This is a genomic window from Pyrinomonas methylaliphatogenes (assembly GCF_000820845.2).
GTDB classification, from domain to species: domain Bacteria; phylum Acidobacteriota; class Blastocatellia; order Pyrinomonadales; family Pyrinomonadaceae; genus Pyrinomonas; species Pyrinomonas methylaliphatogenes.
In genome coordinates this window covers 404,120-416,609 of sequence record NZ_CBXV010000008.1, presented here as the reverse complement: position 1 = coordinate 416,609, position 12,490 = coordinate 404,120, and the positions used below count along the sequence as shown (strand labels likewise).

Annotated in this window: 9 protein-coding genes; all 9 read right to left on the bottom strand. The window is 60.6% G+C overall.

What is annotated here, in order from left to right; genetic code table 11:
- Positions 1-170: 170 nt before the first annotated feature.
- Positions 171-509 (bottom strand): hypothetical protein, encoded by a 339-nt coding sequence (locus PYK22_RS13005; RefSeq protein WP_157770872.1) that lies wholly within the window; start codon positions 507-509, stop codon positions 171-173.
- Between the two features lie 32 nt (positions 510-541).
- Positions 542-742, bottom strand: coding sequence for a hypothetical protein (locus PYK22_RS17635; RefSeq protein WP_157770871.1), 201 nt, complete (start codon positions 740-742; stop codon positions 542-544).
- 169 nt (positions 743-911) lie between these two features.
- Entirely contained in the window at positions 912-2,276 is a 1,365-nt protein-coding gene (locus PYK22_RS13000) for a flippase (RefSeq protein WP_041977947.1), read from the bottom strand.
- 93 nt (positions 2,277-2,369) lie between these two features.
- A complete protein-coding gene (gene asnB / locus PYK22_RS12995; RefSeq protein WP_041977944.1) occupies positions 2,370-4,307 on the bottom strand; it encodes an asparagine synthase (glutamine-hydrolyzing) in 1,938 nt (645 codons plus the stop codon).
- Between the two features lies 1 nt (position 4,308).
- The gene (locus PYK22_RS12990) at positions 4,309-6,417 is read right to left on the bottom strand and encodes an alginate lyase family protein (RefSeq protein ID WP_157770870.1); all 2,109 of its coding nucleotides are present in this window, start codon (positions 6,415-6,417) and stop codon (positions 4,309-4,311) included.
- A 175-nt stretch (positions 6,418-6,592) separates the two neighbouring features.
- Entirely contained in the window at positions 6,593-7,693 is a 1,101-nt protein-coding gene (gene wecB, locus PYK22_RS12980; RefSeq protein WP_041977937.1) for a non-hydrolyzing UDP-N-acetylglucosamine 2-epimerase, read from the bottom strand.
- 258 nt (positions 7,694-7,951) lie between these two features.
- Positions 7,952-9,289: a nucleotide sugar dehydrogenase gene (locus PYK22_RS12975; RefSeq protein WP_041977933.1), complete on the bottom strand. Its 1,338-nt coding sequence runs from the start codon at positions 9,287-9,289 to the stop codon at positions 7,952-7,954.
- 467 nt (positions 9,290-9,756) lie between these two features.
- Positions 9,757-11,160 carry a phosphoglucosamine mutase gene (glmM, locus tag PYK22_RS12970; protein ID WP_041977931.1) on the bottom strand — a complete coding sequence of 468 codons (1,404 nt, stop codon included), beginning with the start codon at positions 11,158-11,160 and terminating at the stop codon, positions 9,757-9,759.
- 33 nt (positions 11,161-11,193) lie between these two features.
- A complete protein-coding gene (locus PYK22_RS12965) occupies positions 11,194-12,123 on the bottom strand; it encodes a CdaR family protein (RefSeq protein WP_157770869.1) in 930 nt (309 codons plus the stop codon).
- Between the last annotated feature and the right edge of the window lie 367 nt (positions 12,124-12,490).

Below are 12,490 nucleotides of genomic sequence, written 5' to 3'. Positions count from 1 at the left end.
CAAGCCGCAAGCTCTGGTCGTTGTATCGCAGCTTGTGTTCGGCTGGGATGCCCGCAGGATAGACCCGCTGCTGATAGTCATTGGCGATCTCGATCAACGCGGCGTTCGCCCTGGCGGTCCCATAATGCCCGTTCGGATGTTGCCGATTCCCATCCTCTATGCCACCTTTCCTAGTTATCCGTTGGGCCGGGAGCTGGCAGCTCCTGCAGATCGGCCACCTCCTTGATGATCGAAGCTGTTTGGTACCCTTGGACGCTGCCGTAAGCGACCGCGTTCTGATTCTGGTCGTAAATGGTGGCGTCAAGTTGCACGTTATACAGCGCTGCCGTGTTGTAGTCGGTCTCAACCGAGGCATAACCGATGAGCTTATCAGCGCTCGCATCGAATTCGAGCGATGCGTAACCCCAAACATGTTGCGCTGGCGCGCTCTCTTGAAACAACAGGTAACAAACAGAGATGATCAGAAGGCTGCGACAGACAAACCGCCGGTGACAAGCTAGGGCGTTCATCGCGGGCTCCCCCTTTCAGTCGCGCTCTACGGCTATCTTGTTGATGTCGGACCGTTCGGACGCACCCCAGGCAACGCAGGCTTGATGTTTGGGACGATCTTCAGTTTAACGTAATCGTCGAGTTGACGGAAGGCTTGTGGCCCTAAAGCCGCACGCAACCGGTCACGCGCCCGTAAGATGATCCAGTTACGCTCACGCTGTAACTGCTGAAGTTCGGCTGGCGGCGGCGGCAATCTCTTGCCCTAAGGGACACGGCCAGCGGGGAATCGCGCCCGATAGGCATCAATGAGCGGCGACGGCTACAGTTATTTGTCAAAGGAGCTTCTACGGCGGAAGATAGTACCCCTTCTCGGCTATCGAGAGGATTTATAGACTCTGGGCGTGCGTAAAGCTCGATAAAGCTCAATGCGCTTTCGAGCCCTTCCATCTCATCCCCAAAATTCCGTTGATTTCGGACGGACGAGGCACGAGCATCGCCGAAAGCGCCTGTCCGGTCTTCGAACGAAGGTGCAATGCGACGAGCGCGAAGATGGTCGCGTAGCTGATGGTTGAGACCACCGCCGCCGCATACGCGCCGAATGCGGGCACGAAGGCGAAGTTGAGGGCGAGGTTGATCGCGAGCGTGATGATCCAGAAGAAGGGGATCGCGCGCGGCAGTCCGCGACCCGTGAAATACTGGACCAGCACGGATTCAATCCCGATCAAAAAGACCCCGGGAAGCAAAATGAGGAGAAGATATGGAGCGGGAGCGAAGGCCGCGCCGTAAAGCGCGGGCAACATGAACCCGAGCGCGCCCGTCGCCACACAGATAGACGCCATAACGGCGGAGGTGCGCCGCGCCACCTCGCAAGTCATGACCGCATCCTCATCGCCGATCGCCGCGATCCGTGGGAAAAGGAGCGTCCCGATGACGCTCGGCAGAAGCATCAGCAGCGAGGCGAACTGCGCTGCGACCGCATACACGCCAGCTTCCGCCGCACCGCGAAAATGCTCAACGATCAACAGATCGATGCGGAAGATGAGAAATGAAGCGACGAGCGTGACGTGCGCTTTCAACCCGTAGCGGATCATCTCCGAAAGCAGAGCGAGATCGGGCGCCATGTGTCCTTCCGTGAAGGTCGGATGGCGAAAGATTCGGGCCAGGACGATGAGCGTGATCGTTGCGCTTGCCGCTAGATTGAGCGCCATGAAATGGAAAAGTCCCGTGCGAGCGAGCAGCAATGCGGCGATCGCGTTGATGAGCGTGAGCGATTGTCCGAGCGCGTCGAATGCGCTGAATCGCCCGACTTCGCCTGCGCCGAGAAGGATGTTCAGACTGACAAGGGTCAGAAGTTGAAATGGGACGGAAAGGGCGGCGAGGAAGAGCAGATTCATCGGGGCTTGAGGTAAGAAGGGCGCGTCGCCGTAGGTCGCGGCGGTCAAAGCGAAAGCCAGCAACACGCCCATCGCAAAGGCGAAAAGGAGCGCGTTGAAAGAGATCGAGCGAAATCTTCGCGCGTCCTGTGCGACGAAATAGGTGGCGGCGGATGGCAATCCGAAACTTCCCAGTTGGACGGCGGTGAGTGCGACGACGTTTAGGCTCACGTAGGTGCCGAGCGCTTCTGCGCCGAGCGTGCGCGCGATGACTACGCCGGCCAGAACGTTGCTCCCGGCGATGATCAGGCGCGCCAACAGCGTCCACGCGACGTGGGTCGAAAAGGACCGCCGCGCTGTGCCTAGTCGTTCCGCATTCGCCGCCACGAGCGATTTCTCGTCTTGCCGGATCATCGCAATCTCAACGAACCGCGCTCCGCGATGGATTCAATCTCTCCGTTCGATCCATCGTCCTATCGAGCAAATACGGCGCGCATGCAGCGCGAATCAGATCCGCCGCTCGATCCATCGGTCGTACCATAGGCTCAAGTTGAGCAACGACCAGAGGTGAAAGCTCCAGTCGCGTTTGCCGCGACGGTGCTCATCGGCCATGCGCGCGATGAACCCGTAATCGAAAAGTTCGCGCCGCCGCAAAGAAGCGTGCAGCAGATGCTCGTCGAGCAGCGCCGTCGCTTCACGCTGCAACCAGGCGCGGATCGGCGCGCCGAAGCCGCGCTTCTTTTGATAAAGAACTTCGCGCGGCAAGAGGCGTTCGAGCGCGCGCTTTAGGATCCATTTGCCGATCCCGTCTTTCACCTTCAAACTCTGCGGCAAGCTGATCGCATACTCCACCAGTTGCTGGTCCAGAAACGGCACTCGCGCTTCGACCGAAGTCGCCATCGTGAGTTTGTCAACGCGCATCAAAAGCAGTTCCGGCAACCGGAGTTTGAGTTCGAGATAAGTCATGCGCGCAAGATAATCAACGGTCGGGCACGCGGCGGCGATGCGCGAAAGATGGGCCGAGATCGTATCAAGCGTCGCGTGACCGGCGAGCGCGCGATTCAACTTTTCCGTAACCAATCGCGCTTTGTTGCACTCATCGAAGACGATCGCGCCGCCCCAAAAAAGCGGTTCGTCGGCGCCAAAGCGACGCGCAAGCTCGACTCCGAGCGGGCGGCTCCCCGTCGCTTCGAGCGCCGGAACGGCCAACGCCGCAGCCGCGCGTTTCAACGCGCGCGGCAACTTTTCGGCCCGCCGCCAAAAAAGCTCGTGAATGCGTAGATGGCGAACGTAGTTCGCATAGCCGCAGAAGATCTCATCCGACCCTTCGCCGACTTGGACGACGGGCGTATTCGCCTCGCGGGCCAGGCGGGCCACGTAGTAGAGCGGGACGCAGACGGGATCGGCGAGCGGTTCGTCTTGATGGAAGATCAAGCGCGGCAAAAAGTCGGCCATCTCACGCGCGCCGATGACGATCTCGTGATGATCCGTGCTGAACAGCTTCGCTATGCGCCGCGCCGACTCGAACTCATTCAACGCCTCGTCTTCGCGAAAACCGACAGTGAACGTGCGCACCGGCTGCGACATCTCTTCAGCCATCAACGCGACGTTGGCCGAAGAATCGACTCCGCCCGACAGGAAGACGCCGAAGGGCACGTCCGACATCATGCGCTTGCGGATCGAAGCGCGAAGCAGGCGGAGTATTTCAACGATGTGCTCTTCTTCCGCACGCTCCGCAAGCGCTCGCTTCGGGAGCGCGTCCCAGTAACGCTCCATGCGCAGCGTGCCGTCGCGCTCGCAGACGAGCATGTGACCGGCGGGCAGCTTCCTTATGCCGCGAAAGAGCGTCTGCGGCGCGGGCGTTGTGAGGAACGACAGGTAGTCGCACAGGGCGCGCTCATCCAAATCCGCGCTGATCTGCGGATGGGCGAGGATCGCTTTGATCTCGGAAGCGAAGATGAGGCGTCCGCCGCTTTGATGAAAGTAGAGCGGTTTGACTCCCAGTGGGTCACGCGCGAGCACCAGTCGCTCGCTTTCACCATCCCACAATGCGATGGCGAAGTCGCCATCGAGATGACGGACGAACTCCAACCCGTGCTCTTCGTAAAGGTGAATGATCGTTTCGGTATCCGTGCGCGAGACATAACGGTGACCGCGCGCTTCCAAGCCTTCGCGCAGAGCGAGATGGTTGTAGATCTCGCCGTTGAACGTGATCCAAACGTCGCGGTGGCTGCACCCGCGCATCGGCTGATGCCCGGCTTCCGAAAGGTCTATGATCGAAAGGCGCCTGTGACCGAACCCCAGTCTTCCTTCGTCGAGGATCGCGCAGCCCGCGTCATCGGGACCACGATGGGCCATCGTGTCGCGCATACGTTCGATGAGCGACGTGCCGACGCGCGCGCCGTCGGATGAAGCGTATTCCCAAACTCCGCAGATGCCGCACATCTTATCGCTCTGACATTAAGACCGAAAAACGATCCGCGCGCAAGCGCGCGATAAGCCCTTGCGCCGTTCCCCGTTCGCGTTCAGCGCAAACCGGCACGAGCGCCCAAGAGACGACCAGCGGCAGCGCGGAATCGACGCTCCACACGGCGGCCTGCGAAGCGCGCCGCTCGCCGTAGTGGCGCGAGGTCCAACGATCCTCAATCGTTAAAGCGCCGTTCGATCCGAGCGCCGCCACAAGCAGCGCGGCTCCCGCGCGATGATCGCAAGCTTCGACCAATCCCGCATCGAGAGATTCGACCACGAGGCCCGAATCGAAATGAAAGATGAATTTGGCGCGATGATGCCCTTCGCCGAGCAACGCATCCTCGATCAGCCAGAAGCGCGAACGCTTATCGAAGAGGACGGCGCGCCGGTGCGTAACAGATGAAGACAAGCGATGATAGCCGTAATGCTCGGCGATGACTAGATCGCGATCTGGTCCGGTCTCCCACCGGATGATGCGCGGGCGCGCATCGTCGCCAATGACGAATGGAGCCCTCTCGCAAGTTCTGTTCTGCTCTTCGCCGTCTATTTCGACGGTTGAATGGAAAGCGGTTGAGCGGAACAGATGGCGAGCGTGCAGATCGGCGCTGTAGACGAACGTGCCCGGATCGCGCAAGAATGGACGCCCGCACGCAGAAAGCTCTATGCCCAGCGCATCGTTGTGCGCGTGCGAGCCGCGCCCATGAAGTCCGGTCGAAGTCGCGTTGAAGAGAAGATAGGCATCGTCCGCGCGCTGGATGTAAACGCCGGCCCGGGGGAATGCGACAGAGGTCAGTTGGGCGGAGGTGGGAAGCGCGAGGAATCGGTCGAGCGCCTCTTCGCCGCCGGTCCAGAGAAGCTCCGGCGGAACATCGTTCGACAGTTTGAATTCCGAAGCGTCGAACAGCGCCGCGCCGACCGCCAACAGATAGGCGTGATCATCAGCTTCGCGCTCGGCGAAAGGGAGAAAGCGTCCGCCATCCGTGTCGCCGATGAGCGGCGCGCGGCCATCCGGTCGCAAATAGGCGCGTACATAGGCGAGCATCGCGCGTAGCTTCTCCCAGTAGCGTTCGCCGATCTCTATGCGATTGGCGCGGCAGAGCATGAAGGTGTAAAGCAACATTTCGAGCACGAAGCGATGATAGCCGGTGGAAGATTCGTCATCAGCGCCGTCATCGAGTATCTGCTTGTCCATCTCGGAGCGAAGTTCACGCAAAGCGAAAGCGCGCCATTCGCGCGCGGCGCGGAGCTCAGGTAGCATCACGCCGAGCCACAACAGGCCGACGATGTTCGAAAGGTAATGGTTGCTCGTCACGAGATACGAGAACTCTAAGTTCCTTCGGATGTGCGCGCCGTGTTCGTCGAAAAGGGCGAGCATCATCTTCAACCTTTCGGCAGTCATGTTCGACGATCGCCGAAGCAGTTCGAAGATGGCGAGCAGGTTGACGGCGCGAAGCGCGACCTCCATCGCGCAAGTCCAGTTCGGACCATAGCCGATGGGATTTTGCGCGCGCCAGCTTTCGATCTGTCGCCAGCACTCTTCGCTCCACCGCTCATCTTGCGCGATGCTCCACGCTTGAGCGAGCGTCAATAGGTGGCCCAGACGGTTCAGCTCCCACAACACGCGAATGTCCGATCCATCGCCGCGCACGATCTTCAGATCGGCGTGAAAAGCGAGCGGCCATCCCGTTCCGGAGACGGGGCAACGGAGCCAATCCACCTGATGTCCGAATTGCACATCGCCAAAGCCGAGCAGTGGCCAACGATGCTCGTCGGCGATCTTCCTTGCAGTAGCGATGAGCTTTTCGGTCTCGCGCGGGAAGCGCGCAAGTGTCACACGCGGCGCGGAAGCGAAGCCGGGGAGAAAGATCGGAGCGCGTCGCGAACGAAAGCGATCGAGCAACGCGGCATCGGAGAGACGCGCAAACTCCGCCGTAAGGCGTGCGCCTTGGTCGCGCCGGCGCGCAAGCTCCATCCGCTCCAACCGGAGCAACGCGCAGCGCATCGAGCGTCGCCAAGCCTCTAGCGCGAGCGCGCGCCACGTCACATCGCCGCGCATGGCTCGTCTGATCGAACGAAGAAGCTTCACACGGATGAGTCTTTCAGATGATCGGGCGAAGGGCAAGCCCCAGGAAGGGCGATCGAAAGCGGATCGAAGCGCCGCGGCTGCGGCGAAAGCTCCAAACGAGCGGCGCGCGATCAGAAGAGGCTTCCCCGTTGAGCGTCAGGTGGGACGGGAGTTTCTCGGACCATAGCGAGTCGCCTCACCTTGATGCTTCTAGCAACGCATCGAGGATACGATCCGCCGTGCGTCCGTCCCAGAGAGGGATGCGTGTGGGCGCGCGCCGGATCTCTTCGGTCAACGCGCGCGACGCCTCTTCGACGATGCGCGCCCGATCCGTGCCGACGATCTTGTTCGTTCCCATCGTGACGGTGATGGGACGTTCCGTGTTCTCGCGCAAAGTCAAGCAGGGGATGCCAAGCGCCGTCGTCTCTTCCTGAATGCCGCCGGAATCGGTCAGCACGAGGCGCGCGCCGCTGAAAAGCTGCAAAAAGTCGAGATAGCCGAGCGGTTCGATGAGGCGCACGCGCTCGGCGGAGTAACAGCCGCGCAGATTGAATTCATCCAGCCGCGCCTCCGTCCGCGGATGCGCAGGGAAGATCACGGGGAGCGCCTTTCCGATCTCATCGAACGCGCCGAGCAGTCGGGCCAGCGTCTGCGGCTCATCCACGTTCGACGGGCGGTGTAAAGTGGCGACGATGTACTGGCCCACCTGAAGTCCGAGCCTTTCGCGCACGTTCGAACGGGCGGCTCGCGCCAGATTCTCGAAGAGCGAATCGATCATCACGTTGCCGACCAGTTTGATCCGTTCGGGAGAGATGCCTTCGCGCAAAAGGTTTTCATCAGCATCGGGCGAAGGCGTCAGCAGCAGATCCGCGATCTGGTCGGTCAGCAGACGGTTGATCTCTTCCGGCATGGTGCGATCACGGCTGCGAAGCCCGGCTTCGACATGCGCGACTTTAACGCACATCTTCGCGCAGACGAGCGCGCAAGCGAGCGTCGAGTTGACATCGCCGACGACCACGACCCAGTCGGGCCGTTCGCGCGCGACGATAGGTTCAAACCGCGTCATGACGGCGGCCGTCTGCTCGGCGTGCGTTCCCGACCCGACGCCGAGATAGACATCCGGTTCGGGAAGTTCGAGATCGCGCAAGAATGCGTCTGACATCTGCGCGTCATAGTGCTGGCCAGTGTGAACCAGAATCGGAGTGAACTCATCGGCGCGACGCCGCATCGCGCGGATGATGGGCGCCACCTTCATGAAATTCGGACGCGCGCCAGCGACGACGATCGTCTTGAGCATGGAGGTCGAGAAGTTCACGAGCTTGAGGCGAGATATTCGCACAAAGTCGGGCGGCGATTCAATTTGAGGTGGTAATGGTGGAGAGAAAGCTTTCTCGTCTACCCGCTGTCGAACCTGGGGTCGTGGTGGAGAGGGTAAGGAGCCAACGCCTCTGATGATCGCCCGGTTAGCCCCGCCTGGCGAAGATCTTCCGATCCGGTTCCGTGAGCGGGCGTCATGTCTGTTCGGATTGAACGGAGCGGGCGGGCCGCGCGAAGATCACAGGCGAATGATGCGCGCTTTCGCCGTTTGGCGAAGATCGCCGTTCAGCGCGTTTCGCGTATCGACGATCAAACGCGCGTGCTCGACGACCATCTCGTAATCCACCTTGCTGTGATCGGTGACGATCACAACGCAATCGGCAGCCGCCAATTCTTCCGGCGTCAAAGCGACTGAACGGAGCGGATCTCCGCCCGCTTGCGTGTGCGCGTCATCGAAGCGGACTTCCTCCACATGAGGATCATGGTAGCGCACGTCAGCGCCTTTGGCGCGCAGCCGGTCAATGATCGAAAGCGCGGGACTTTCGCGCACGTCGTCAACATCCTTTTTGTAAGCGACGCCCAGAAGCAGAATGCGCGCGCCTTTGAGCGCTTTGCGATCGTCGTTCAACCCGTCGATGACGAGCTGGACCACATGCTCCGGCATGCGTGAGTTGACCTCTTCGGCCAGCGAGATGAAGCGCGACTCGAACCCGTGCTGCCGCGCCTTCCACGAAAGGTAATGCGGGTCGAGAGGAATACAATGCCCCCCGATCCCCGGTCCAGGATAGAAAGGCATGAAGCCGAAAGGTTTGGTCGCAGCGGCGCGAATCACTTCCCATGTGTCGATGCCGAGCGCGTAACAAAGGCGCGCCATCTCGTTAGCCATGCCGATGTTGACGGCGCGGAAAGTGTTCTCGAGAAGCTTGGCCGCTTCCGCCACGCGCGCCGAACTGACGGGATGAACCTCGTTGACGATCTGACCGTAGAGTGCCGCGGCCGCTTCGGTCGAAGCCGGACTGACGCCGCCGACCACCTTCGGGATGTTGTGCGTTTGGTACTTGGGATTGCCCGGATCGACTCGTTCGGGACTGAAAGCGAGCAGGAAATCCTGATCGAGCTTCAATCCCGTCTCCTCGAACGCTGGAAGCAGTACCTCGTCGGTCGTGCCCGGGTAAGTGGTCGATTCGAGGACGATCAATTGCCCGCGCCGCAAACTCTTCTTGATCTCTTCCGTGGCGGCGAGGATGTAGGAGATATCAGGCTCTTTGGTTTTGCGAAGCGGCGTCGGCACGCAGATGATGATGCAATCGCAATCGCGGAGCAGTTTGAAATCGGTCGTCGCATCTAGACGTTGCGCCGTGACCGCCTCTTTGAGCGCTGAGGATGGGACATCGCCGATGTAGGAATCGCCGCTTTTGATGCGCTCGACTTTGCGGCCATCCACCTCGAATCCTGTCGCGCGGAACCCTTTGCGCGCGAACTCGACGGCTAACGGCAAACCCACATAGCCGAGGCCGATGACCCCGATGTGGGCGCGCTTCTTTTCAATAAGATCTATCAAGCTTTCTTTGATCATGACCCTTCAGCTGACCCGATCATGAAATGGTTTCGTGAGAGATCGCATTTGATGAAAAGGCTAAAGCTCGCCGCCTTCCAACATCATCCCGCGAAAACGGTCGCGCCCAATGACGGCGAGATGGTTTGTGGGCCCGAACACGAGACGATCACGCATCCACTTCTCCGCCGCTGGACTCTCCGGCGGGCCCTTAAATCTACCACAAGGCAGGGGAGAGGGCTAATGTCGCCGGGAGTTTTCGAAGACCTGTTGAAGCGAGCGTGACAGGACGAAGGCTTTCGCGTAGGCGATCGGGTTTTCGAAGACCTTTTGAGGCGAGCGTGAACGGTCGAGCCAACAAAGCAGAGCCTCGCCGAAGAGGTTTTCGAAGACCTGTTGAAGCGAGCGTGAGGTCGTTCGGGCAGCGCGCTGAATCTCGATTGGGAAGTTGTACTTTGCTGATAAAACGGATCGAAGGGGACGACTCCTCAGCCGAGTTCACGTTCGATGACTGAGGCTAGTTGTGAGACCAGCGCTTCGATCATGGGGCGATCGCGCCCCTCGATCATGATGCGGGCGAGCGGTTCCGTTCCCGAATAACGGAGCAGAAGCCTGCCTTGACCGTCGAGCGCCCGTTCGATCTCGTCGGCGCAAGCTTTGATCGCCGCCACTTCATCGAACGGCGCTTTCTCGCGCACGCGCACGTTGACGAGCACTTGCGGGAAGGGCGCGAAACCGGCGGCGAGTTCGCTCAGGCCCTTCGCCGCCTCGCGCATCGCACGGAAGACTTGCAACGCCGTGAGCAACCCGTCGCCCGCCAGACTCAAACGAGGGAAGATGATGTGGCCCGATTGCTCGCCGCCGAGCGTCGCCCCCGTTCGGATGAGTTCGTCGAGAACGTATTTATCGCCCACAGGCGTGCGGAGCAATTTGATCCCGCGCTCGCGCAAAGCCACTTCAAGCCCCATGTTGCTCATCACCGTGGCGACTACCGTGTTCGCCGAAAGCTCGCCGCGCTCTTGCATGCGCTGCGCCATGATCCAAAGCACAGCGTCGCCATCCACCGTCTCGCCGCGTTCGTCGATGAAGAGGGCGCGATCGGCATCGCCATCGAAAGCGACGCCGACATCGGCTCCCTGTTCGAGGACGGTACGCCGTAGGCTGTCGAGATGGAGCGATCCGCAATCGCGGTTGATGTTGCGTCCGTCGGGGCGATTGTGAATCGGCGCGACGCGCGCGCCGAGCCGCGCGAAGAACTCGGGCGCGATCTCCGAAGCCGCGCCATTGGCGCAATCGATCACGACCTTCAAGCCATCGAGGCGAAGCCCATCGGCTTTGCTCGCGAGATGTTGAAGGTAAAGCTCGCGCATCTCGCGGACCAGATTTGAATCCTCTATGGATCGCGCGGGCGTTTCTACTGGACCGGCGGTGAAGCTCGAATGGCGCGCTTCCCCTGAATGATCCTCAACTTCGCTTGCCGCGCGTTCCGCGAAGATGTCCTCTTCGATCAATCGCTCCAACCGCTCGTCGAGCTTCTGGCCCGTCGGCGCGAAGATCTTGATCCCGTTATCGCTGAAAGGATTGTGCGAAGCGCTGATGACGACGCCGGCATCGGCCTGAAGATGTTGCGTGAGGAAGGCGACGCCGGGCGTCGTCATGACGCCGGCGGAAGAGCATCGAGCGCCGGCTTGCTGCGCGCCTGAGATGAGCGCCGACGCGATCCAGGCCCCCGATTCGCGCGTGTCGCGTCCGACGATGATCTGCGGCGCGCGCCCCAATCTTTCGGCCAGATGACGTGTGAGCGAACGTCCCGTCGCGCACACGGTCTCGACGTCAAGCGGGAAACGACCAGCCTCGCCGCGCATCCCGTCAGTCCCAAATAGTTTCGCCATCTCTGTTCGCCGCCTCGTTTCGCGAAAAGGATTTCAAGACTTCTTCGTGAAGAGTTTTGGGGTGATGGAGACGAGTTCCAGTTGCCCGACGATCCCCGGCGGTCCGTCCAGATGCGGACGGATGGAGCCATCATCGCTTCGCTCGAGTTTCAAGGTCAAGTCTTCTGCGCGCAAACTCTCGACGACCGAACGCGGGCCGCGCACGACGATGCTCGCATGGTCGGGCGCATGGCGCTCATCATTGATGACGGTGATGTTCGAAATCTGCCTTTCTACGCGCTGCTCCGCGATCTCTACTTGCACGGCGACGCTCGGCTCCAGCGCGACGACTTTGGCATCCGGGATGTTCACCGCAACTTGCTGCGCTGTAAAGCTGTTGCGCCGCCCATCGAGCAGGATCGATTCGGTCGCCACCTTCTGAAGCGCGTTGACGTGGCTCTCTGGACCGCGGACCTTGATCAATTCCGGCATGACCTGGACGCGACGGATCTCAAACCCATCAGGGAGACGCCCTTCGAAACGCGGCTCGACCATCACCTCGCGCACGATGCGCCGTTCGAGTCGAATCGGTATCCGATCGGGCTCGACATCCTCTATGCGCACGCCTTCGGGAAGTTCCATCGAGATGCGGTCAGGCGTGAGGATCAGAACGCGCTCGCCCAATTCGTAGTTACGCAAATCGACCGTCGCCACCAAATTGCGCACGTTGAGCGAATCGAGCGCGCTCTTCGCGCCGCGCAACGTCAGCTCGACTTCGTCGCGCGGCGTATTGCCGATCTCTACGTCGTTGGGAAGCAGGAAGACTAACGGCACGCCGCGCAAACGGATCGCCGCCGGAGTGCGTTGGCTCGCAACCGCAAACCACAAGGCCAAAGAAATGCCCAGCGCCAACGCCTTCAATGCCCAGTCATCGAAAAGCAGGGCGCGCATCCAACGCCCGATCGCGTACAAAAATCCAGTCACCGGTTGAAAGCTCGATCCGCGTCCGTTCATTCTCGAATAGGCTCAGCCGCTTTTAAAGGCTTTAATCCGCCCGAACTTGGATTGATGGCTGCGCCGCCTTTTGCCCGCGCATGGCTTGAACTTTAATCCGCCCGAACTTGGACTGATGACTCCCGCATCGTTCTGACGGTGCACCTGCGCGCCCTGTAGTTTGCGCAGCGCGGCAAAGCTGATGACTCCTGCATCGTTCTGCGGTGCGGCAGCTTTTGAAGGCTTCGATCCGCCCGATCCCCGGCCCTTCTCGAAAACTTCTCGTTGGCCGTAAGCGGAGATGCAGAAGAACCCGCAAGAGATCGAAGTTCGCCTTCTCGAAAACTTCTCGTTTGCC